Source organism: Agrobacterium sp. CCNWLW155 (assembly GCF_036888815.1).
GTDB classification, from domain to species: Bacteria; Pseudomonadota; Alphaproteobacteria; order Rhizobiales; family Rhizobiaceae; genus Agrobacterium; species Agrobacterium radiobacter.
The window spans coordinates 35110-57704 of the sequence record NZ_JBAKFW010000001.1 but is presented as its reverse complement, the minus strand read 5'-3'; the positions used below and the strand labels follow the sequence as shown (position 1 = coordinate 57704).

The window sequence follows — 22595 nt, the reverse complement described above, 5'->3', positions numbered from 1 at the left end:
GTTCCACTTTTTTTGGAAATGCTCTAGCGCCTTTCACCCCGCAACCCGCTGGCGGTCATGATCGCCAGCAGCGATATGACCACACCCAGCCCATAAAGATAAACCATCGGCATCGTCACATCCGCACGCTCGATCTGCGCCACGAGATCGCTGGCGGCGGCGACAGTGCCGCTTGCGCCAGCACCGGCCGCAGAGCCGAGCGTCGCGACCGTCGGCAAAAGCGCACCCGTCATCTTGCGTTCTTCTTCCGGCGCTGCTTCCATTGCCGCCTGGCTGATGCCGGCCCAGGACATGCCGAAGGCCGATCCGATCAGGATTTGCCCGAGCAGCATTTCTCCCCAGTTGCCGGTCGCCAGCCCCAGCCCCAGCAGGGCGCAGCCCGGCACCATCTGGTAGGGACCGTAATGCAGGCAAATCTCCCGCAGGCGGCTAGAGCGCAGGCTGCCGATCAGCATTGCCACGAAGCTCCAGGCAAGCGGCATCGTCACCACGATGAAACCGGCAAAGGTGGGCTCATGCTGCCAGAGATTGATAGCGACATAAGCGAGATAGACGCTGCCCAGCGCATGGGCATAGGACATCAGGAACAGCACCCAGAAACCGCTGCCGAGCACCGTCTTCAGCCGGAAGGAATTCTTCGGGAACAATCCGACGGAAGGCCGTGTGCCAGCCCGCAGCGACGCCCACAACAGCACCGCCCCCGCCAGCAGGGAAATCGCCCGCAGGCTCGCATCCTCGAAGGCGGAAGGAGCGGAAAAGGCCAATGCGCCGACAAGGCAGAAAACCAGCGGCACCAGCGGTTTGCGCGTCGCCGCCACCGGCCGCTCGGCGGAGACGGCAATGGTGGTATAGGCCAGAAGCAGCAGGATCAACGGCGCCGACAGCAGGAAGGTGGCGCGCCAGGAGATGTGTTCGGTGGCAAAACCGCCGGTCAGCGGGCCGATGAAGGAGGCGACCGCCCAGATCGCCGCCTCGATGGCGAAGACCTTCGGCAACAGGCCGGAGCGGAAACCGGCGGGAATGAGACTGTAGCACACGGCGACGATCAGCCCGTCCGCCAGTCCCTGCAAGGCCCGGCCGACGACGACCCACAAAAAGTCACCTGCAATTGCCGAGAGAACCGAACCGAAGGAAAAGATCAGGCAGCACAGAAGCAGGACGGCGCGCGCGCCAAAACGTTCGCGAAACAGCACCGCAGTCACGCCGCCCGCCACGGAACCGACGAAATAAAGACTATAGGCCCAGCTGTAAAAACCCGCGCCGCCGATTTCGTTCACGGCCACGGGCAAGGCCGTCACGACAGCGAACTGATTAAAAGCGTGCAGGCCGATACCGGAGGAGATGACGGTCAGTAGCGAGAGATTCGCCCCGCTCAGCAATTCGCCCCAGCCGTTTTTCTCCGCCATTTCGATACTCGACAAAGCCGTATCCTTTCCATTTTTGCGATACGGCGGGCAAACTAGAACCTCAAGCGCCATTGAGGTCAAGACGGCTTTTTCAGGTCATTTGTTCTGAAGGAATTCTCGCGCGGCAGGAACCCTCCGCGCGCCCGGCCGTTTGCCGAAGAACCGATAGAAAGGACACCGTCATGGACCGCAAGAAAATCCTGCCCCTTAACGAAGACGCCATGAACGAGGATCTGCTCGATCTCGACATCGACGCCCTTCCCGCCAAGGGAGAGATTCCGCAATCCATCGAACAGGAAATCGAGGAAGAAGAGGCCGAGAGCGAGGACGATCCCTATCAGGAAAGCGACGAGGCCCTGCCCGACGATGCGGAAGAACGGGTGATCAACCGCAATCCCTCGCGGGAAGGCGGGGCTTTCGACGAGGTTTAGGGAAGACTGACGGTGCGACCGGACACGAGGCGCGTGAGCATATAGCGTAGATGATCCTGCCCGCCGAAAAAGACCGCGAGAATACGCACGGTCTTTTCACCCTCATCGATATCGAAATAAAAGACAGCCTGATTTTTCGTTACCCGGCGTAGGCCGGGTAATATTTCGGGCAACAATGTTCCCTCGAAGGGCGCTTTGTGAAGCGCTTCCATATCCGCTTCAATCGACCCCACGCGTCGTACAGCGCGCGTGAAAGCTGCTGGCAAGGCGTCGCCGAGGTCGAGATAGGACTGGATGAGATGGTCGAGAATGCGGCCGAGGTCTTGATCTGTCTGTGTTGAACGCAGGACCTTATAGGCCATAGCCGGCCTTTCTGGCCGCTATCATGGCTGCTGTTCTTTGTTTACCTTCCTCAACGGAGACGAAGTCGTCCTGCTTACGATCTGCCAGCAGGTCGCGAAGCGCAGCAAGCTCGGCGTCCCTCAACTCGGTCTCCTGCCGAAGCAGTTCCAGCCCACGCTGGACGACGGCACTGAGGCTGGCGTAACGCCCTTCCTCCACCAGCCTGCGCGCGAAGCTGTCCTGTTGATCGGAGATGGAAACTGACGCCTTGACGGACATTGTGGCACTCCCTCGACAGGACAGATCATGCTACTCAGTAGCACATCTTTCCTGTTCATTCCAGCAACGAGATGCTTCAACCCGCCCTTTCCGGCGAATAACCGGCTTCGCGGATCGCCGCTTCCGCAGTTGCGGCATCGCCCGCTACCGTGAGCCGGTGGGCGGAAAGATCGATGCTGACGGCGGCATCGGGAAGCACCTCAGTGAGAGCGCCGCGCAGCGTCTTTTCGCAATGGCCGCAGGTCATGTCTGGAATGAGGAAGGTGGTTGCGCTCATAGTTTTCTCCTTTTGACCGGTAGCGATATTTTCGCGCCGGTTGTCATAAAGTTCAGTGGGTTCGCACAGGCCTGGCGTCGTTCTTCTCAGCGCCGGCGAGATCATCGAGGATGGGGCAGTCGGGCCGGTGGTCGCCGCCGCAGCAATGGGCGAGATGGGACAGAGTTTTCACCATGCTCTTCATCTCGGCGATCTTCTGTTCGAGATCAGCGATGTGGACGAGCGCAATTTCCTTCACCGCCGAACTCTCACGGCTTTTGTCCTGCCAGAGTTTCAGCAGCGTCTCGGTCTCCTCCAGCGAGAAACCGAGCGTGCGCGCCCGCTTGATGAAGCGCAGATTGTGCACATCCTGCTCGCCATAGACCCGGTAATTATTGCCGGTGCGGGCGGCGGGGGTGATGAGGCCAATCTGCTCGTAATAACGGATCATCTTGGCGGAAACGCCCGATGCTTCCGATGCCTGGCCGATATTCACAATCTCACCTCCCGATGGGCCACCTTCGCCCTTTTCAACCGCAGCGCATTGGCGAGAACGAAGACGCTGGACAGCGCCATTGCCCCCGCGCCGATCATCGGCGACAGCGTGATGCCGAAGGCCGGATAAAGCACGCCCGCCGCAACCGGTATCAGCGCCACGTTGTAGCCGAAAGCCCAGAACAGGTTTTCCTTGATGTTGCGGATGGTCGCCCGGCTCATCTCGATGGCGTTGACGGCGCCCATGAGATCGCCGCCGACCAGCACCACATCGGCGCTTTCGATGGCGACATCCGTTCCCGTACCGACGGCGATACCGATATCGGCCTCGGCCAGCGCCGGCGCATCGTTGATGCCGTCGCCGACAAAGGCGAGCACCTTGCCGCCTGCGCGCATCTCGTGGATCGCCTTCACCTTGCCCTCGGGCAGCACTTCCGCCACCACGCGGGAAATGCCGACCTGCCGGGCGATTGCATTGGCCGTGCGGGCATTGTCGCCCGTCACCATGGCCACTTCGATGCCCATCGCCTGCAGCGCCCTGATGGCGGCAACACTCGATGGTTTCAGCGGATCGGCGACGGCGATCGCAGCCGCCAGCCTGCCGTCGATGGCGGCATAAAGCGGCGTCTTGCCCTCGTCACCCAGCCTTGCCGCCGCATCCGCGAAGATATCGACGGAATGGCCGAGTTTCGCCATGAAGCGATCCGCGCCAACTTCGACCCTGCGGCCATTGACGTTGGCGGCGATACCGTAACCCGTGACGCTTTCGAAATTTTCAACGGTCGGAGGTTCAAGTCCCTCTCCCGCTACCACACTCCGGTCTTCCGCAGCCCGGACGATGGCTTCGGCAATCGGATGCTCCGAGCGGCCCTCGACGGCGGCGACGAGCGCCAGAACCTCGTTTTCGGCAAATCCTTCCGCCACCACGAGGTCCGTCAGTTCCGGGCGGCCCTTGGTCACAGTGCCGGTCTTGTCGACCACAACGATTTCAGCCGAACGCAGCTCCTGCAGGGCCTGTCCCTTACGGAACAGCACGCCCAGCTCCGCCGCCCGGCCGGTGCCAACCATGATAGAGGTGGGCGTGGCGAGACCCATGGCGCAGGGGCAGGCGATGATGAGCACCGCGACCGCATTGACCAGAGCGAATGTATAGGCGGGTTCCGGGCCGAATATCGCCCAGACGATGAAGGTCAGCACCGCAATGGCAATGACAACGGGCACGAAGAGCGCAGTGACGCGGTCCACCAGCAGCTGGATTGGCAGCTTGGACCCTTGAGCCTCCTCCACCATGCGGATGATCTGCGACAGCATGGTGTCCGCGCCCACCTTGGTCGCCTTGAACTTGAAGGCGCCAGTCTTGTTGATGGTGCCGCCGACGACCGTTGCGCCGATGGTTTTTTCCACCGGCACCGGCTCGCCTGAAATCATCGATTCATCGACATAGGACGAGCCTTCGACGACTTCGCCATCCACCGCCAGCCTTTCGCCGGGACGGATGACGACGATATCGCCGGCCACCAGATCATCGGGGGAAATATCGATGGTGGCGCCGTCGCGCTCCACACGGGCGGTCTTCGCCTGCAGGCTCATCAGCTTGCGGATGGCGTCTCCCGTGCGGCCGCTGGCGCGGGCTTCGAGAAGCCGCCCGGTCAGGATCAGCGTGACGATGACGGTTGCCGCTTCATAATAGACGAACTGTGCCTCTTCCGGCAGTAGATCGGGCGCGAAGGTCGCCACGACGGAATAGGCGTAGGCCGCCGTCACGCCCAGCGCCACAAGAGAATTCATTTCCGGCGCACCGCGCAGCAAAGCGGGAAAACCGGTCTTGAGAAAGCGCAGGCCCGGTCCGAAAATCACCGCCGTCGCGAGCACGAAGTAGATGTAATAGAGGTTCTGCGTCTCGATGAGACCCATCAGCCAGTGATGCATCGGCTCATAGAGATGGCCGCCCATTTCCAGCACGAAAAGCGGCGCGGTCAGGATGGCGGCAATCGTCAGGTCGCGTTTCAGCGCGCCCTCCTCACCCGCATGCTGCATATGGTCATGGCCGCCGGTTTCGCCCGCCATCTGACCATGGCCCTCATGATGTCCCTGGTGCTGGTTATGATTGTGATGGGCGGAATGATCGTGCGGTTTCGGTGTCTTCAGCGCGAACCCGGCAAGCTTTGCCGTTTCCACCAATGCGTCCCGTTCGCGCCGGCCGCCGATCGTTTCCACCGAGACCTTGCCTGAAGCCGCGTCTACCTTGACGGCGATTGTGGTGGCGACCGCTTCCAGAACGGCCTTCAGCCGCCCGGCCTGCGCCTCGTCCTGCAAGCCTTCCACCGTAAATTCCTGCCGCTCCGGCGCGATATCATAACCGACCTTCTTGATGGCGGCGCCAAGCGTGCGCGCCGAAAAACCCTCGGCGGGCTCGACGGTAAGCTTCTTCGTGGCGAAGTTCACGGAACTCGACATGACACCGGGCACCTTGGCGGCAGCCGTTTCCACCCGCCGCACGCAGGAAGCGCAGGTCATGCCCTCCACGGGAATGGAAACCGGTTCATTTCGATGGGCGTGTTTGACTGTCTCGTTCATGGGAAATCCCCTTTCGAGACCCTATGTAGAGATTCCCATGATGGGAAGGTCAAGGGAAGGGAAAGGTTTTTGTTGAACACACAATCGTGAGCGCAGCCACCCGTCCGAAGCAGGGCGTTCGCCACGATCATACGACCTATGGACCCACTATCGAGCGAGGCTTCCCAAGCGCGTTCAGACCGCCACGAGTCTTGCCAGATAAACCGTTGCGCCGCCGCATTCGGGATCGTTGACGGTTTGATAGAGAAGCCGGAAACCATGTGCGGCAAGCAGGCTTTCATACTCATCGCGAGCGAGGCTCGCGTGATAAAGCGGCCGCCCCTGAAAGCTGCCGATCGCTTCCCCGTAATCGGGTCCGGCCGTGAACATCAACGCCGCGCCATCATTGGCATGCTGGCGGAAAATGCCGAACATGCGGCGCTGATCTTCCACCGTCAGGTGGAAAAAACTGTGCCACGCAATCAATCCGTCGAAGCGGCGGTCGAGGGCCAGCTTTCGCATGTCCGCAACCGCCCAGAGGTTCTGGGGAAATCTCGCCCGGCAAAGCTCAACCAGCGGCAGGGACGCATCGATGCCAGTGACGTCATAGCCGTTGGCAATAAAGTAGCCGGCGATCGGCTCCCCGGAACCGCAGCCTATGTCGAGAATGGACGCGCCATTCGGCAAGAGCGAGGTGAATCTGTCGAGCCAAGGTTTTTCGGCAAGCGAACGGCCCCGCAAACTGTCGAAATCGGCCCCGTGTTCATTGTAGATCGCGATGACGTTGCGAGAGGCATCCGACATGTGCTTATCCTCTTCAGGCAAAGGTCATGCCGGCTGCGCAATCACCGGTGCACGGCCAGCCGCGGAATATCGCGCAGGAATGCATCGCGCACGGCGGGGCCGAGCGGCTCGTCGGACGGTTTGTCGGAAACGCGCAGCCTTGCGAAGACGATGTGCTGGCCTTCGCGCTCCGCCCAGCCGACAAACCAGCCGAAGGGACGGTTGCGGTCGGGGTTGCCCTTTTCGTCACGCATGTAGCCGGTGCCGGTCTTGCCATGCACGGCCCAGCTTTCCGGCGCATCAAAGACCGGAACGATTGCCCTTGTCTTCGCCTGCGCATCACGCGAGACCGGCAGATTGCCGGCCAGGAGGCGGCGGAGGAAGCCGACCTGCTCCACCGGCGAAACCGTCAGCGACGATCCGAGCCAGGAATGGGTCAGGCCGTTATTCTTGCCCGGCTCACCGGAAACATCGGCATTGCCGTAACCGAGACGCTTCACATAGGCGGCGAATTTATCCGGTCCAAGGCGACGGGTGATTTCACGCGAATACCACAGGACCGAATCCTGTTCCCATATCGAGGGATCGACCGTCTTGCGGTCGGAGGCGCGCGCCTCCGTGCCGGGTTTCCAGTCCCAGGCGGGCGTCTTTTCATCCTGAAGAATGCCGGCATCGTAACCGATCAGCGCCAGCGGCACCTTGAAGGTGGAAGCCGGCGCCACGCGCTGGTCGCAGGCGCCCTGCTGGTTGATGATCGCGCCGGTCTCGATTGAGGTGACGAGCGTGCATTCGAAGGCCTGGGGCTGTTGCTGGGCATCAGCGGAAAACGGCAGGAGCCCCGGAAGGGCAAGGCATGAAAGAACGATGGCGGGCAGCCGGTAGCGCATGCGTTTTGATGTCCCTCGTCCGCTTTGCGGATCATTTGCCGGAATGGCCGGAAGCTGTCTTTGATTTCAGACAAGTCGATCCCGAAACCGTGACACGCTTTCGGACGACATGCCTTTAGGAGACTGATGGGGCAGGAATAGGACCAAAACGAAAATCGACGTTTTCCGTCACATCCGCTCCTTTTCGCCCGCCCTCTCGCCGACCGTCAGCGGCCAGTCGACCACATAATCCTCGAAGTCGTCAACATCCACATCGGCCTCGCTGACCGTGCGGCCGCGTGCGGAAATGCCCGCCTCATGCACCGTTTCCGTATCGCCGGAAACAAGATAGTGCCACCAGTAGAGATCCTTGCCATCACGCACCAGCGCATAGGCGCAGGTGGGCGGCAGCCAGCCGATCTCATGGACCTTCTTGAGGTCCAGCTGGATACAGTCCGGCACGGTGGCGCGGCGGTTTTCGTAGTCGGAGCATCGACAGCTCTCGCCATCGAGCAGCACACAGCGAACCGAGGTGAACGCCACTTCGCCGGTGTCCCAGTCCTCCAGCTTGTTGAGACAGCAGAGGCCACAGCCGTCGCACAGGCTTTCCCATTCCTCACCGGTCATCTCGGTCAGCGATTTGGTTTTCCAGAACGGCGCGTCATTCATCGTTAACATTTCCGTTTCATTTTGATCACTTGGACAGGAGTGTTTAACCGGTCCCTAATCCTTTATATCGTATCGCCAAGGGCTGGTTTGTACGATATTTTAGCATATTGGCAGGCGGCAGAGGGGTCATTGGCCCGCGAACTGCCGCCACGTCAAGCAATTCCGACATAACCATGCCACGGTTTTGCGTCGGGAATGGGTTGAACCGCAGAATATCGACGATCGCGTTGCGTTGAACAGGAACACATCGGCACGTGCAGGAAGAAAAAGACGATAAGAACGGCCGTAAAAAACGGCACATCCTGCTCCGGATCGATAGCTTCATCGACTCCGGCCTGTGGACGGCTGCGGCAAGGCTGGTGGATTTCTGGGAAGACGTCACCATCGCCTCGCGCAAATTGCATGTGCGCGGCTGGAAGAAGCTTCTCGTCAACCTCACCTGCGACGCGCTGACCTTCGGAACGGCGGGTTGCGTCGTGCTTCTGGCGCTCGCGATGCCCGCCTTCGAGGAAACCAAGAAGGACTGGCGTTACCGCGGCGATTTCGCCGTCACTTTCCTTGATCGTTACGGCAACACCATCGGCCATCGCGGTATCATTCATGAAGATTCCGTCCCGATCGACCAGATGCCTGACCATTTCATCAAGGCGGTACTGGCGACCGAAGACCGGCGTTTCTTCGACCATTTCGGCATCGACTTCATCGGCCTTGCCCGCGCCATGAGCGAAAACGCCCGCGCCGGCGGCGTGGTGCAGGGCGGTTCGACGCTGACGCAGCAGCTCGCCAAGAACCTGTTCCTTACCAATGAGCGCTCGCTGGAGCGCAAGATCAAGGAAGCCTTCCTCGCGCTGTGGCTCGAGACCAACATGTCGAAGAAGGAAATCCTCAGCCTTTATCTCGACCGCGCCTATATGGGCGGCGGCACCTTCGGGGCGGCGGCGGCGGCGCAGTTTTATTTCGGCAAGAACCTGACCGATGTGACACTGGCCGAATCCGCCATTCTGGCCGGCCTGTTCAAGGCGCCGGCCAAATATGCGCCGCATGTCAACCTGCCCGCCGCGCGTGCCCGTGCCAACACCGTGCTTTCCAACCTGGTGCAGAGCGGATTGATGACCGAGGGCCAGGTGATCGGCGCGCGGCGCAATCCGGCCACCGTCATCGACCGCGCCGATGTGAAGGCGCCGGATTATTTCCTCGACTGGGCTTTCGACGAAGTGCAGCGGCTGGCCGCCGAAGGTAAATTCAAGGACCATACGGTGGTCGTGCGCACCACCATCGATACCGGCCTGCAGCAGGCGGCCGAACAGGCGATGGAAATGGGCCTGCGCGAATATGGCGAAGGTTACCGCGTCAAGCAGGGCGCGATGGTCATGATCGAAAATGGTGGCGGCGTGCGCGCCATGGTCGGCGGGCGTGATTATGGCGAAAGCCAGTTCAACCGCGCCACGGCGGCGCTGCGCCAGCCCGGCTCCTCCTTCAAGGTCTATACCTACTCGGCCGCCATGGAAAAGGGCATGAAGCCGGAGACGCTGATTTCCGATGCGCCGGTGACCTGGCGCGGCTGGTCGCCGCAGAATTATGGCCGCTCCTATGCCGGCAAGGTGACGCTGCAGATGGCGCTCGCCAAATCCTACAATACCGTGCCGGTCCGGCTCGCCAAGGATGTGCTCGGCACGCAGGTCATCGTCGACACGGCCAAGGCCATGGGTGTCGCAACACCGCTTCGCAGCGACAAAACCATTCCGCTCGGCACTTCGGAAGTGACGGTTCTCGACCAGGCCACCGCCTATGCCGTGTTCCCGGCCGATGGCATGCAGTCACGCCGCCATGGCATCGAGCAGGTGCTGGATTACGAGGGCAATGTTCTCTACGATTTCAGCCACAACGAGCCGCCTGCCAAGCGCGTGCTCTCCGAAGACGCCAATTCCAAAATGAACCAGATGCTGGTGACCATTCCCGTCATGGGCACGGCCCGCCGCGGCGCGCTTGACAATGGCATCGTCTCCGGCGGCAAGACCGGCACCTCGCAGGCTTACCGCGACGCCTGGTATGTGGGTTTCACCGGCAATTATACGACCGCCGTCTGGTTCGGGAATGACGAATTCACACCGATGAACAACATGACCGGCGGCGCGCTGCCCGCCATGGCCTTCAAACGGCTGATGGATTACGCCCATCAGGGCATGGAGCTGCGCCCCATCCCCGGCATCCAGAACCCGTTGCCGACAGGCGCGCGCCCGCAGCCTTCGGCGGAAGTGGCAGCCGCAGCCACCAGCACCCCGGCCCTGCCGGCCCTCACCCGCCCACGCTCGCTCTCTGCCGAGGCCACCCGCGTCATTCGCTCCATCGCCAAGAAGATGAAGGATGCTTCGGCCTTGAGTGTGACGACGCAGAAGGTGGCGGATGCGTCTTTGCGTGACGGCGCGGAGGATGCGGCGCGGCGGTGAGGTTGCGGGCAACCGGCCAGGATTTCTGGCGGAGCGTGCGGCTTCCCCCCCTCTGCCCTGCCGGGCATCTCCCCCTCAAGGGGGGAGATCGATATGCGGCGAGGTCTCGCCCGTCTCAACGTTAGCGAATGAAGTGGTGGTAGCACCGCTCGCCGATCTCCCCCCTTGAGGGGGAGATGCCCGGCAGGGCAGAGGGGGGGAAGCCACTCACTCTACGGCTCCCGTCTCTCCAAATCCGGCGTCAGTCATCTCACCGCAACAACACCGCCCTCGCCGTTTCCACCATATGTGATGTCAGCGCACCGAGACGCTCCGCCGCAAGCCGGTTCACCTGCCAATAAAGCGGAATATCAAGCGGCGTGCCGGGAACGACCTCCACCAGCCTCCCCGCCTCGAGATGCTCCCTCACAAGCTGCACCGGATTGAGCCCCCAGCCCATGCCGGCAAGGCTTGCCTTCACGAAACCGTCCGTCGAAGGCAGCCAGTGGGTGGGATAGGAGACATCCTCGCCCAGCGCCTCCCTGATCCAGCTCGCCTGCAACCGGTCCTTCTGGTTAAAGGTCAACCCCGGCGCCCGGGCGAGTGTTACGGGCGTCACGCCATCCGCGAAATGGCGGGCCATGAAATCCGGGCTGGCGGTGGCGTGATAGCGGAGCACGCCGAGCGGCGTTACCCGACAGCCCTGCACCGGCTTGGCGTGGGCCGTCACGGCGGCAAGCACCCTGCCCGCGCGCAGCCATTCCACCGTATGATCCTGATCGTCCACTGCGATGTTGACGAGATAATCGCTGCCGCCGGTGAATCTTGAAAGCGCATCCAGAAACCATGTGCCGAGGCTGTCGGCATTGGTGGCGATATTGAGCGTCACACGCTCCGCCGCCGCACCTGTCTCTGCGAGCGCCGGAAGCTGGCGGAACAATTCGCTTTCCAGCATGCCGACATGATCCATGTGCCGGCAAAGCCACTCCCCCTTTTCCGTCGCCACACAGGGGTTGCCGCGCACGATCAGCACCACACCCAGCCGCTCCTCCAGCTGCTTGATGCGCTGTGAGACGGCCGAAGGCGTGACACACAGCACCTGCGCCGCCTTTTCGAAACTGCCGGTCTGGGCAACGAGCGCCACGGCGCGCATGGCAGGGTAGTCGAGCATTATGGCACCTGATGTAGGGGGTGGTGGGGGTGGCGCGAGGCTCTTCGAGGCGATGGGCGACACCCTCTCCCGCCCTCATTCCTGTGCTTGTCACAGGGATCCAGTCGACGCGCGTCTGCGCGGCGGGAGAGTCTTTTCAACCCAAGGACTTGGGCTGGCTGGATTCCTGTGACAAGCACAGGAATGAGGGTTGAGAGATGGCAACGTCGTGGAAAATCGAAAGGTTGAAGAGAGAAGTGCGCCATTAGCTCAGCTTATCCGAGTTGAGTTTATTTAACTGGATTAAATCATCTGGCGGAAATATCCAAGCACTCGGTCCGGATGCAACGCCTTCGGCCATTCCACATGGACAGAGGCAGGGGCCGCGACGCGCATGGACATCCAGATCTTCTTCACCGGCCTGACGATGGGCCTCAGCCTCATCGTCGCCATCGGCGCGCAGAATGCCTTCGTCCTGAAGCAGGGTCTGGCGCGCTCGCATGTGTTTGCCGTCTGCGCCACCTGCGCGATATCAGATGCGCTGCTCATCACCGTCGGCGTGTTTGGCTTCCAGCGGATCAGCGCCATCATGCCGGCGCTCGATCCCATCATGCGTTATGCGGGCGCCGCCTTCCTCATCTGGTATGGCGCGAAAAGCCTGCATTCGGCGCTGCGTTCCTCCGAAACGCTTTCGGTGAGCGAGCGGCAGGAGGCGAGCCTGTGGCAGACGCTCGCTATTTGTCTGGCGCTGACCTTCCTCAACCCGCATGTCTATCTCGATACCGTCGTGCTGCTCGGCACCATTTCCACGCAGTTCCCCGGCTTTGAGAAAACCTTTGCGGCGGGCGCGGCCACCGGCTCGCTGGTATTCTTCTTTTCGCTGGGTTACGGCGCGCGCTGGCTGCGGCCGATTTTCGAAAAACCCTCCGCCTGGCGCATTCTCGAAGGCGTCATCGCCGTCACCATGTGGGCCATCGCCTTCAAGCTCGTCATGGGCGCATAGGCAAGGAATTTCGCGCTCCAGTCACTTTCACGAGGACTAAACAGGCCGCGCCATTTTCCAAACGGGGAATCAGTGATAGTCCTCGACCTGTTCAAAACGGGAAAACAGCGTGTTCCGAGTTCCATTCCTTGTCGGCATCGCCCTTCTGATCGCCTTTGGCGGCGGTATTGCCGCAACACTCGCAGCACTTGAGGCGACATCCGGCTTTGGATCGATCCGCATCGGCTCGTGGGATGCCTTTCCCGAAGCGCAGACGATCGAGGCCGACCCTTACGCCAAATCGCACCGCGCCGATGCCGGCAAGCTGCTTTACGGAACGGCCGAGGGGCTGGCCTTCACCGCCTCCGTCGACAGCGATGGACAGCGCCTCAGCGGCGAGTGCCGATACCGGCTGGCCGGCGCCGTGCCGCCCGCCCGTTTCTGGACGATTTACACCGCCGACCAGCAGGGAAATGTTCTGGCTGAAGATGCCGGGCGGCCCTTCGCGCTGAATTCCCGCACGCTTCTGCGCAGCGCCGATGGCGGCATCGACATCACCATCGCCCCTGACGCCCAGACCTATAACTGGCTGTCGGTACCGCAGGGCCAGACCTTCAAGCTCGTCATGACCCTGCTCGACACACCGGTTGCCGGCAGTTCCGGCCTGATCGACATATCCATGCCGCAAATCCGCAAGCTGGGGTGTGGCAATGCTTAGGGTCCTGCTCGCCATCCTCACCGGTCTCGTCGGCGCAGCCGTGCTGCACGTCATCATCCTTCTCGCGATCCCGCATTTCAGCAATCGCGACGCCAATACGCGCGCGGTTGCGGAAGGAAAACCGCATCTGTTTCATCTTCTCGAGGAGACGACGGAGAAAAAGACGCTTGGTAGCGGCGATCCCTTCATGCGGGTGGCCGTCTGCACCTTTAACATCGAGGAACAGCCGATCCGCTTGACCGCCGTCGGTGCGGTACCCTTCTGGTCGGTCGCGGTTTACGACAAGGCCTCGAATGAGGTGTTCAGCATGAATGACCGCACATCCGCCGCCGGGGTGATGGATATTCTGGTGGCTGATGCGGTGCAGATAGCCGCCATCCGCAAGGCGCAGCCGCCCTCGCTTTCGCAGGCCATTCTGGCGGAATCGGATCAGACGGAAGGATATGTGGTTTTGCGGACCATGGTGCCGCAGCCGAGTTTCGGCGAAGAGGCGGAACGGTTCCTGAACGAGGCGAAATGCCAGCCGACGCCGTGGAAATAGCGTCTGGCATCATCGGCAATCAGGATTTGAGGGCGGTTTCCACTGCGGATTTGCCCTTGCGCGCGACTTTGCCGGTCGGCTCGGTATCACGTTTTTCATAACGCACGCCGGTAAACAGCACGACCTTCGCCGGGCCGATCAGCTTTCCGACAACGCCGGCGGGACGCAGGCTTCGTCGGGCGTCGCTGATTGGAATAATCTCTGCCATGCTCATCTCCTCTTCGGGACATGATTGTCAATGTTGCCCATGGGAACCGCGCAAGCCTCATCTTGCGTCGGGAATTTCATCACCATCACATTGCGCATAGGCCAGCCCACAGACTGGTTTTCGCACGATCCAAAAATCCAAAAAGATTCTTATAAGGGGATCGTGCGCAGATTCAGGCTTCGCATGCCATTTTTGCATTTATTCCGTCGATAAGAATAACATGGAATCCTAATACTGCCCATGAAATTACAAACAGACAGAGGTTAATGATCCGTTAACCCTAATTGCCGGGCCGTCACTTATTCCTCCCGGCACCACACCCCTTGAAAACAAAGGCCATGCGGTAAAGTTCCACGGCATTTCGTCCGTTGTGAAGGTTTTAAAATTTCCTTGTTGATAGAGGCAGATTCCCTCTTGCTACCCCCCATAGTTAACAGGACGTCAACGCATTTGCTCTAATTTGAACCGATATTGTGTTTGCGTTTGTTGGGTAGTGCGTTGACCGACCGGTTTCGAGAACTTGAGAGGCCAAGAGCCGTGAGGAAGAAAGATGTGGTGCTGATGGCCACCGTGACGAATTTCGAGACTGTTTCGCATCCGTCAAAAACGGACCTTCGGCAGTTCGCCGAACTTTTCATGCCGCTTTTCAACGCCTCCACCGACGAAGCCAAACGGGAGGCGATCGCCGCACTCTCGCAGCATCCGAGCGTGCCGTCAGCCGTCGCCTTCTTCATCGCCTGCCAGCCGATTTCGCTTGCAGCGCCCTTTCTCATCTCCTCGAAATGCCTCGATGACGACACGCTGATCACCATCGCCCGCACGCAAGGCGCGGCGCATGCGCGCGCCATCGTCCGGCGCGAGGATCTCTCCCCCACCGTCATCGACGCGCTTGTGGGTCTGCGCCACGCGGAAGATCTGAAACGGCCGGAAGAGGAAACGACTGCCGCCGAACCGCAGGTGGCGGCAAGCCCCGAAGAACCGAAAGCGGAAGAAAAGACTGACAACATCGCCGCCGCTTCCGCACTCGAAGAAGAAATGCGCCAGCGGATCAAGCAGATGGCGCATCACCTCAACCGCCCGGAAAGCGACGTCCTCGGCCTTCGCCGCCTGAGCGAAGTGCAGGAGGCGCTGCTGGTGCGTTTCGCCCGCGAGCGCAACGCCCGGCAATTCGCGGTGGCGCTGGCGGATTCGCTGTCCTCCAGCTACTGGCTGTCGGAGCGCATCATGCTCGATATATCAGGCGCGCAGCTGGCGACGACGCTCACCGGTCTTGGCATGGAATTTTCCGAGGCGGCCTTCGTGCTGCAATGCTTCTATCCGCATCTCGCCGCCGCCGAAGGCGACATGAGCCGCGCCGAAGCCCTGCTCGACCGCCTCGACATCGTGGAATGCGAAGAGCGGCTGGAAAGCTGGCGGCGTGCCGACAGCTATACGCATGGCCGCGAGCGGCCGAGCCGCAGCGCACCGGCTGTGCAGAGAACTGGCACGCAAGGGTAAGCAAGGCCTGGCCTTGCGTCTTTTGCGACGCGAGGCCCTTCGCGGACCGAAAGCCGGGTCTGCTTTTCCTGCCTCTAGGCCTTGGGCTGGTCCACCAGCGTCAGCAGAGTTCCGATCTCGTCGGTTTCGATCTCCACCACCCAAAGGTCGCTGTCGAAACGCCGTTCCCTTTCCAGAAGAGCGGCACTTTCCTCGCCATCCGCACCCGCAAGACGCGTTTCGAAACGGCGCTCGGCACGGATTTCCTCATCATCGGCGAAACTTTGCGGCGCGGGCCCATAGAGGTTCTCGCGGCCATCGCGCAGACGCTGGCGAACAAAGATCGCCCCCGCCTCCTCTGCCCCCTTCTTTTCGACGGCGGCAAATCCGCCGGCGGCGAAGACGCGGCGGATGAGGGCTGAGACGAACATTTCGGATTTGAGGCGCATGGGGTGCTTTCGATGGAAACGGTGGGCGGGCTCTCACTGCTGGGTTACGCGGACGAAGGTGCGTGGGGCTTACCCCCCTCTGCCCTGCCGGGCATCTCCCCCTCAAGGGGGGAGATCGATCCGCGGCAGGCGCTCGCCCACCTCAACGCTTGAGAATGGAGCAGTGAAAGAGCCTCTTGCCGATCTCCCTCCTTGTGGGGGAGATGCCCGGCAGGGCAGAGGGGGTAAAGCCCCACGCACCCTCGGCTGCTGTCAAAACCTCAAAGCGCCCCGATCGACTTCAGCTTCTTCAGCACAACCTCGCTCGGCTCGCCGGTTTCCGGCAGGCGGTAATGTTTCTCAAACGCGCGGATGGCATTGCGGGTCTGCTGGCCGGCAACGCCGTCCACCTTCACATCGGCATAGGCGATATTGATCAGCCCCTGCTGGATCCTGGCGATCAGCTCGCGGTTTGCCGGCTTGGCGGCATTGGCCGAACTGTTGAGGGAGGCCGGTTCGGCCTTCAGGCGCGGCGCTTCCGCCTTGCGGATGGCGGCGGCGACGGGGTCGATCTCGACGCCGCCGGTGCTATCGGCAGGCCGATCCCTGGGGATCGCGGCAACCGTTGCGCCATCGATCCGGAGTGCCGCCAGCACGCGGGTCGTCGGCTCGCCGGTCTGCTCCATGCCGAGCGTTTCTTCGAAGAACATGATGGCGGCGGCGGTGCGTGGACCCATGCGGCCATCCGCCTCGCCTTCGTAAAGTCCGCGTTTCTTCAGTTCGGCCTGAATATCGGCAACGATCTGCTGCGGTTTCTGGCTTTCGGCGGCGGGTTGCGCCGGCGTTTCGGCCGCTGGCTGTTGCGCCGTTTCCGTCTCTGCCGGTCGTTCTATGCGAAAGGTGGTGACGTTGCCGTGCGTGCCGAGCGGCTCGGCCGGGCGATAACCGGCAATGCCGTTCGGGTTTTCCGCATCGCGCGTGCGCAGGAAGGGCGACGGGTGCACGCCCGGCTGATACCAGAGCGCATTGGCGGCGACAAAACCGAAAACGACCGCGAAGGCGCCGCAGCTGCCGACCATTTTCGGATGGCGCAGGATTTCGCGCCCGATGGCCGAAACCACCAAGGAAACAATCCCGGCGCCAATCTGGGCCGTTGTTTTCTTAGGCGATTTTCGCTTTCGCGGGGCCATCGTCACCATCCTTTTTCATCATTGCGGCCATGTCACCGAGCTGCCGGATGCGCGGCGGAAATTCCACCATGCTTTCGGCTTCGGCACCTTCGCCCTCACCCGCCATGCCGGAACCGTCGGCAGGCAAAGTGATCGTTACGACCGTTCCCTCGCCGGGCTTGCTGGTGATGGCGAAAGTGCCGCCATGCAGTGCCACAAGCCCCTTGACCAGGGACAATCCCAGACCCGTGCCCTCATAGCGACGGGTATATTCATTCTGAACCTGCATGAAGGGCTGGCCCAGGAGTTCAATCTTGTCGGAAGCGATGCCGATGCCGGTATCGCTCACCGTCAGCTTCAGCATCGCGCCTTCGCGCGCGGCGTCGATCGACACCACACCACCCGTATCGGTGAATTTTATGGCGTTGCCGGCGAGATTGATGAGAACCTGCCGGATGGCGCGCTGATCGGCCGAGATTTCGCCGATGCCGCGCTGGATGCGGCTGGTCAAAGTCAGGCCTTTTTCCTTCGCCTGCAGGCCGAGCATGGCCTCGCAGGACGAGATGGTCTCGGCAATCGGGAAGCTTTCCATCATCAGCTCGTAACGGCCGGCTTCCAGCTTGCTCATGTCAAGCATCGTGTTGACGACCGACAGGAGATGGGCGCCGGACTGGCGGATGAGGCCGACATATTCCCGCTGGCGATCGTTCTCCAGCCGGCCGAAATATTCGCCGGCGAGAATATCGGAAAAACCGAGGACGGCATTGAGCGGCGTGCGCAGCTCGTGGCTGACGGCGGCAAGGAAACGCGACTTGGCGTCATTGGCCGATTCCGCCTCCGCCGCCTTGCGGGCGACATCGCGGCGCAGGCGTTCCATCTCGGTAACATCGGAGAGCTGGGCGACGATGCGGCGCAGCCGGCCACTGGCGCTGCGGATCGCCGTCATCTCTATACGCGCATGCATGAACTGCGCCTGACGCGACTTTGCACCGGTCTCGAAGCGGAGTTCGGCGGTTGCCCTGTCCTCGCCCTGCCGCAGCAGGTCGAAGGCCTGCATCAGCTCGATACGGTCGGAGACATAGACATATTCAACGAGGGCATGGCCCTGGCTGGCCTGTAGATCGGCCGGGAAGGTCGCGAGATCGCGGCCGGAGACGTGTTCGACGAAGCCGGTATCACCGATCATGAGCACGAGGCCCGGCACCTGCGTAGCGGCGATCAGGTCGTTATCGCCAGACGAGGCGGAAAAGGAGGACGCACCGCGCGCGGGACGGGAAAAGGCGATCAGCAGCGCTGCGGCGGCCAGAAACAGCGCCAGCACCAGAGCGGCGCCAATGGGCAGCGCGATGGCGGGGCTGATGACAAGGCTGAAGAGGGCGGGCACCACGAAAAGACCAACAGTGCTGAAGGCAATCAGCCGGCGCAGGCGCGCAACGGTTCCGGCGCGCCTTTCGGCGTCCTCTTCCATGCGCGCAAGCCATCTGCCTGCGGCATGGTCGACCAATGCGACCGCTTTTTCTCTCATATTACGCAATACCAACACCGAATCCCTGAGGCGGTTCTAACGGCTCCGACAATAGAAGGCGGCGGCTTAAGGAATGGATAAAAAGAATGGCGTCAAAGGCCTGCCAAAGGCGTCGCAGTCCCATTACGGGGCATTTATTCCAAGCTTTGCCAATCATGGTTAATGACGGGTAAGCGACGGATTTCGCTTCATTTTTGCCATCATGTTAACTTTTGTGGCAAGGCGGACCACAGCTTTCGCCCGGAACGCGCGGCCTTTGTCGCAATTATGCTTAACATGGACTGTTAAAATGCGAATGAATTGATGGCGGGCGTCCCGATACGAGGAGAATAGATACAATTTGAATTAAATTGCGTCGCTTTTTGCAATCGGCTGTTCGCCGGTCGCGTGTAGCTTCTTCACAAGCCCGAAAAACGGGACAAAGGCCGATGACCCGGAACCGGGCGGGGCTTTAGAAAACAAAGATCATCTGGCAGGGTAGTCTGACAATGTGGTTTCTGATCAAAGGAACATTCTGGTTTTCACTGGTGCTGGTGGCGCTGTCCTATTTCGGCAGCAGCAACGATCCGACCAAGGAACCTTCGGCATTTGATCTTCCCAGCGCCGTTTCGGCAGCCGGTGAAGCCTATCGTTATGTCAGCGCCATCTGCATCGAAAAGCCCGATGTCTGCGTCAAGGGCGCCGAAACCTTCCATGCGCTCGGCGAACGGGCAAAGGAAGGCGCGAAGGTTGCCTATGAACTGCTGGACAAGCAGCTTGCCTCCGGTGAAAAATCCGCTCCCGCCGCTGAAGTCGCAGCAGAGATCGAAAAGCTGGCTGACGCTCCTGTCGTCAGCGTCGAATTTCCCGGCAATACCGACATGCTGAAGACCGGCACCGTCATTCCCCTGCCGCAGAAGCGCCCTGCTCCCTGATCTTGCAAGCCCCTGATCTTGCAAGCACCGCGCCGCAACTTTTTTGCGGACGGAGATTTCCGTCCGCCGACTGCCTGCCAAACTTGCCCGCGGAAACCTGTTTTCCGTGGGCTTTTTCGTGGCCCATGGTTCAAAATCGGCCGCACTTCGCCTATATCCTAGCAAAGACCTGCAATAACGGATGATACGGCGCGCAAATGGCCTCTCTCGAAACGATCCTTGACGATTTCGCTTTCCTCGACGACTGGGAGGACCGCTATCGTTATGTCATCGAACTCGGCAAAGCGCTGCCCGACCTGCCGGAGGACAAGCGCACGGCCGAAAACAAGGTGCATGGCTGCGCCAGCCAGGTCTGGCTCGTCAGCCATAGCGACGGCGCGGAAGACCCCCTGCTGACCTTCGAGGGCGATTCGGATGCGCATATCGTGCGCGGCCTCGTCGCCATCGTGCTCGCCGTCTATTCCGGCAAAAAAGCCTCCCACATCGCCGATCTCGACGCCATCGAGGTGTTCGACAAGATCGGGCTGGTGGAGCATCTGTCGTCGCAGCGCGCCAACGGCCTGCGCTCGATGATCAAGCGTATCCGCGAGGAAGCGCGGCTGCTGGCCGCCTGAGCGCTTATCCCGCCGTCATCCCTGTTGTCATCCCTGCTGGCATCGAAGGGCGATAATCCGCATCGCCCCAATGGTGATTGTTGCCACGGGCCCGAACGGCTGGCGGCGCATAATGGCGGGCAAGCGCCAGCAATGCTGCGCGCAGCAGCAGTTTTGCCGAGCGCGCCGGCCATTGCCTCTCCCGCTCCACCGTCTCCAACCCCTTTTCGAAGCAGCAGACATCGATGGCGACGCCCGACAGTTCGGGTCCCATCGCATCCGCCGCGCGGGAAAACCGCACCCGCGCCGCCATCGCCGCCTCGGTAAGATTGAGCAGGCCCCCCGCCTCCCCCTTGGTGCGGCTGACTACTTTCGGCTCCCATGTCGCCGTCACCTTCGGATTGAGGTGACCGCGATGAAAATCGGCGGCGAGGCGCTCGCCTGCCGCCAAAGCATCCGCCGGGAAAAACACCGCGCCATCCCGCTCCTTCAGCCTTGAAAGGCTGGTCAGCGGTGAGGTGTTGAGGTTGCGACGGGCCGGTTGCTTCGCGTCATCGACATCCACAACAACAGTCTGCATATCCCGATGCTGTTCCTGAAAAACCTCATCGCGGTCTTTTGCCATTGCGCGTTTCAGATAAGAGGCGAGCGGCGGCGCGGCGAAAAGGGTGTTTTCCCGCTGTTCCGCCAGTCCGGAAGAAACGGCAAGCTGCACCGTCGCCGCCGGAAACCGCAGCGGGGGATGCCCTGCCCGCGCCCGGTGCACGACAATATCGCCGCCCTCCAGCGAAATCTCGGCCGCGCCCGCAGCGATGCAACGCAGCAAGCGCAGGAGGTGAGGATTTGAAGAGGCAGCCGGGACGCGTTTCACCTCATTCATCCCGGCCCCCTTTCATCACGTTGAAAATACTGCCGGTGAGCCGCTCGAGCGTGGCGACGAACTCATCGAATGCCGGTTCGTCACGTCGGTCCTCGACCACCTGGCAGGCATGGCCCACCGTCGTCCTGTCCCGGCCGAAGCAGGGCCCGATATCAGACATGGGAATGCCGAGCTGTACATGGCACACATACATGGCGATCTGGCGAATATGGCACTCCGTGCGCCTGATGTCGCGGCGCACCAGCGTTTGGTCACCCGTCAATTGCACCATCTCACCGGTGAGCTGTCGTACCAGACGGCAAAGACGGGGAATCTCATCCCGCCCGGCCGCAGACGGCCAATGACGAAAAGGACGATTACCGACCCGCACGCAAGGCCGCGCGGCGGCAGACAGAAACACAGTATCCGACGGCATATGCAACTCCTCTACGAATAGGAATTAATTCATACACCTGAGAACGGCTGTGGGGAAGCGTAAATTTTGCGGGGAAGAATATGCGGTTGATATGGCTATATATTTGCAGAAATGACGAACACAATAAAGGATTTTTTTCCTCAACGGAAATTGCACGCGACAATAAAAAAGCCGGTCTGCGGACCGGCTGAACATTCATGTGAAGGTAGAAAAAGCTTCAGAGCAGCATAGGGAGCGGGCAAGTTCGCCTTGCCGCCTTCTCCCGGGTGGGGAGAAGGTGCGGCAGCGGGTTGAGTGGCGAGGGAAGAACAAGCCCCGCCGACCCGTCGTTACAATCAGCGGCTGGCCTTGCGGCGCTGGCCGAGACCCATTTCCTTGGCGAGCCGCGAACGGGCTTCGGCATAGGCGGGCGCAACCATCGGATAATCGACCGGCAGGTCCCATTTTTCGCGATATTCTTCCGGCGTCATGCTGTGATGCGTCGTGAGATGCCGCTTCAGCGACTTGAACGAGCCGCCGCATTCCAAACAGACGATATGATCGTCCTGAACCGACTTGCGGACAGAGACGGCAGGCTTCTGCTTTTCGACATTGACCGCCACCGATGCCGGTGCCGATGTTCCGCTAAGTGCCGTGTGAACATCCGAAATAAGGCCGGGAAGCTCAGTTACCGGAACGACGTGGTTGCTAACATAGGCAGCCACAATATCCGCAGTCAGTTCGACCAGCAGATCCTGGGCGTTACCGTATGCAGTTTCCGTCATTTAAGTATCTCCTGTTTATTAATCCCCTGAAGCGGGCGAACGCCGCATCGAGCGATGTGAAGTTACCCGGTGCCCCACCTTCGCCTTGTTGAAACCAACATGAAACCTACCCCTAGATTTCGAGCGAAAACCGGAAACGAATTGGTCCGAGATTCAACTTATGGCCCGCGACATGGGCAGCAATGGTCCGACGGGCCATAGATTAGACATTAATAAAATGCCTATGCCGACTATGAAGAGGCTAGATGCAAATCGCGATTAGCAACTTTACACTTAATTTGGATAACAGCAAAACAGCAAAAGTCAAATTCCTAGTGTCAATT

The 22595-nt window shown here is 60.9% G+C and carries 25 protein-coding genes; 8 read left to right on the top strand and 17 right to left on the bottom strand.

Translation table 11 applies throughout. The features are described 5' to 3' along the window. Window positions 1-23: 23 nt before the first annotated feature. The gene (locus V6S97_RS00345; protein WP_334426544.1) at window positions 24-1412 is read right to left on the bottom strand and encodes an MFS transporter; all 1389 of its coding nucleotides are present in this window, start codon (window positions 1410-1412) and stop codon (window positions 24-26) included. A 176-nt stretch (window positions 1413-1588) separates the two neighbouring features. Between V6S97_RS00345 and V6S97_RS00340 the strand changes: the two genes are divergently transcribed. Beyond that, window positions 1589-1837 carry a hypothetical protein gene (locus tag V6S97_RS00340; protein WP_003509215.1) on the top strand — a complete coding sequence of 83 codons (249 nt, stop codon included), beginning with the start codon at window positions 1589-1591 and terminating at the stop codon, window positions 1835-1837. Here V6S97_RS00340 and V6S97_RS00335 read toward each other — a convergent pair. The 8 genes from V6S97_RS00335 to V6S97_RS00300 all read right to left on the bottom strand — a co-directional run bounded on the left by V6S97_RS00335 (window position 1834) and on the right by V6S97_RS00300 (window position 8083). Continuing rightward, the gene (locus V6S97_RS00335; protein WP_003509216.1) at window positions 1834-2199 is read right to left on the bottom strand and encodes a hypothetical protein; all 366 of its coding nucleotides are present in this window, start codon (window positions 2197-2199) and stop codon (window positions 1834-1836) included. The genes V6S97_RS00340 and V6S97_RS00335 overlap by 4 nt on opposite strands. Then, window positions 2189-2458, bottom strand: coding sequence for a ribbon-helix-helix domain-containing protein (locus V6S97_RS00330; RefSeq protein WP_003509217.1), 270 nt, complete (start codon window positions 2456-2458; stop codon window positions 2189-2191). Before V6S97_RS00330 ends, V6S97_RS00335 begins: the two co-directional genes overlap by 11 nt. A gap of 76 nt (window positions 2459-2534) precedes the next feature. After that, a complete protein-coding gene (locus V6S97_RS00325; protein ID WP_003509218.1) occupies window positions 2535-2735 on the bottom strand; it encodes a heavy-metal-associated domain-containing protein in 201 nt (66 codons plus the stop codon). Window positions 2736-2787: 52 nt separating this feature from the next. Next, window positions 2788-3210: a Cu(I)-responsive transcriptional regulator gene (cueR, locus tag V6S97_RS00320; RefSeq protein WP_003509219.1), complete on the bottom strand. Its 423-nt coding sequence runs from the start codon at window positions 3208-3210 to the stop codon at window positions 2788-2790. Next, window positions 3207-5786, bottom strand: coding sequence for a heavy metal translocating P-type ATPase (locus V6S97_RS00315; RefSeq protein WP_003509220.1), 2580 nt, complete (start codon window positions 5784-5786; stop codon window positions 3207-3209). Before V6S97_RS00315 ends, cueR begins: the two co-directional genes overlap by 4 nt. A gap of 174 nt (window positions 5787-5960) precedes the next feature. Next, a complete protein-coding gene (locus V6S97_RS00310; protein WP_003509222.1) occupies window positions 5961-6569 on the bottom strand; it encodes a class I SAM-dependent DNA methyltransferase in 609 nt (202 codons plus the stop codon). Between the two features lie 41 nt (window positions 6570-6610). After that, entirely contained in the window at window positions 6611-7435 is an 825-nt protein-coding gene (blaOXA, locus tag V6S97_RS00305) for a class D beta-lactamase (RefSeq protein ID WP_003509224.1), read from the bottom strand. Between the two features lie 168 nt (window positions 7436-7603). Continuing rightward, window positions 7604-8083 (bottom strand): YcgN family cysteine cluster protein, encoded by a 480-nt coding sequence (locus V6S97_RS00300; protein ID WP_003509227.1) that lies wholly within the window; start codon window positions 8081-8083, stop codon window positions 7604-7606. Window positions 8084-8337: 254 nt separating this feature from the next. Between V6S97_RS00300 and V6S97_RS00295 the strand changes: the two genes are divergently transcribed. After that, window positions 8338-10530 carry a transglycosylase domain-containing protein gene (locus tag V6S97_RS00295; RefSeq protein ID WP_003509229.1) on the top strand — a complete coding sequence of 731 codons (2193 nt, stop codon included), beginning with the start codon at window positions 8338-8340 and terminating at the stop codon, window positions 10528-10530. A 250-nt stretch (window positions 10531-10780) separates the two neighbouring features. On the opposite strand, the gene V6S97_RS00290 is transcribed toward V6S97_RS00295, so the two are convergent. Next, window positions 10781-11680, bottom strand: a complete 900-nt coding sequence (locus tag V6S97_RS00290; RefSeq protein WP_334425853.1) for a LysR family transcriptional regulator ArgP — start codon at window positions 11678-11680, stop codon at window positions 10781-10783. 373 nt (window positions 11681-12053) lie between these two features. Between V6S97_RS00290 and V6S97_RS00285 the strand changes: the two genes are divergently transcribed. From V6S97_RS00285 to V6S97_RS00275, 3 genes are all read left to right on the top strand, one after another. Next, the gene (locus V6S97_RS00285) at window positions 12054-12662 is read left to right on the top strand and encodes a LysE/ArgO family amino acid transporter (RefSeq protein ID WP_334425852.1); all 609 of its coding nucleotides are present in this window, start codon (window positions 12054-12056) and stop codon (window positions 12660-12662) included. 109 nt (window positions 12663-12771) lie between these two features. Beyond that, window positions 12772-13359 (top strand): DUF1214 domain-containing protein, encoded by a 588-nt coding sequence (locus V6S97_RS00280; protein WP_003509240.1) that lies wholly within the window; start codon window positions 12772-12774, stop codon window positions 13357-13359. Beyond that, window positions 13352-13900 (top strand): DUF1254 domain-containing protein, encoded by a 549-nt coding sequence (locus tag V6S97_RS00275; protein WP_003509243.1) that lies wholly within the window; start codon window positions 13352-13354, stop codon window positions 13898-13900. Before V6S97_RS00280 ends, V6S97_RS00275 begins: the two co-directional genes overlap by 8 nt. A gap of 19 nt (window positions 13901-13919) precedes the next feature. Here the strand turns inward: V6S97_RS00275 and V6S97_RS00270 are convergent, their stop codons facing one another. Then, window positions 13920-14108, bottom strand: coding sequence for a hypothetical protein (locus tag V6S97_RS00270; protein WP_003509245.1), 189 nt, complete (start codon window positions 14106-14108; stop codon window positions 13920-13922). A gap of 561 nt (window positions 14109-14669) precedes the next feature. On the opposite strand from V6S97_RS00270, the gene V6S97_RS00265 reads away from it, so the two are divergent. Then, window positions 14670-15605, top strand: coding sequence for a DUF2336 domain-containing protein (locus V6S97_RS00265; RefSeq protein ID WP_031233926.1), 936 nt, complete (start codon window positions 14670-14672; stop codon window positions 15603-15605). Window positions 15606-15679: 74 nt separating this feature from the next. Here the strand turns inward: V6S97_RS00265 and V6S97_RS00260 are convergent, their stop codons facing one another. The 3 genes from V6S97_RS00260 to V6S97_RS00250 form a co-directional block, all read right to left on the bottom strand. Then, complete coding sequence (locus V6S97_RS00260; protein ID WP_003509247.1) at window positions 15680-16033, bottom strand: DUF1491 family protein; 354 nt, start codon at window positions 16031-16033, stop codon at window positions 15680-15682. 260 nt (window positions 16034-16293) lie between these two features. Beyond that, on the bottom strand, window positions 16294-17202 hold the full coding sequence (locus V6S97_RS00255; protein WP_334425850.1) for a peptidoglycan-binding domain-containing protein: 909 nt from the start codon (window positions 17200-17202) through the stop codon (window positions 16294-16296). Next, complete coding sequence (locus tag V6S97_RS00250; RefSeq protein WP_087743597.1) at window positions 17174-18706, bottom strand: sensor histidine kinase; 1533 nt, start codon at window positions 18704-18706, stop codon at window positions 17174-17176. Before V6S97_RS00250 ends, V6S97_RS00255 begins: the two co-directional genes overlap by 29 nt. Before the next feature lie 488 nt (window positions 18707-19194). Here V6S97_RS00250 and V6S97_RS00245 point away from each other — a divergent pair, with 488 nt between their 5' ends. Together V6S97_RS00245 and V6S97_RS00240 are read left to right on the top strand one after the other, a co-directional pair. Next, window positions 19195-19620, top strand: a complete 426-nt coding sequence (locus V6S97_RS00245; RefSeq protein ID WP_003509252.1) for a DUF5330 domain-containing protein — start codon at window positions 19195-19197, stop codon at window positions 19618-19620. Between the two features lie 197 nt (window positions 19621-19817). Beyond that, window positions 19818-20234, top strand: coding sequence for a SufE family protein (locus V6S97_RS00240; RefSeq protein WP_087743595.1), 417 nt, complete (start codon window positions 19818-19820; stop codon window positions 20232-20234). 4 nt (window positions 20235-20238) lie between these two features. Here the strand turns inward: V6S97_RS00240 and V6S97_RS00235 are convergent, their stop codons facing one another. From V6S97_RS00235 to ros, 3 genes are all read right to left on the bottom strand, one after another. Further along, the gene (locus V6S97_RS00235) at window positions 20239-21093 is read right to left on the bottom strand and encodes a DUF6456 domain-containing protein (protein ID WP_112355912.1); all 855 of its coding nucleotides are present in this window, start codon (window positions 21091-21093) and stop codon (window positions 20239-20241) included. Then, window positions 21086-21508, bottom strand: a complete 423-nt coding sequence (locus tag V6S97_RS00230; protein ID WP_087743591.1) for a helix-turn-helix domain-containing protein — start codon at window positions 21506-21508, stop codon at window positions 21086-21088. Before V6S97_RS00230 ends, V6S97_RS00235 begins: the two co-directional genes overlap by 8 nt. Window positions 21509-21843: 335 nt before the next feature. Beyond that, the gene (gene ros / locus V6S97_RS00225) at window positions 21844-22272 is read right to left on the bottom strand and encodes a MucR family transcriptional regulator Ros (protein WP_003509257.1); all 429 of its coding nucleotides are present in this window, start codon (window positions 22270-22272) and stop codon (window positions 21844-21846) included. Between the last annotated feature and the right edge of the window lie 323 nt (window positions 22273-22595).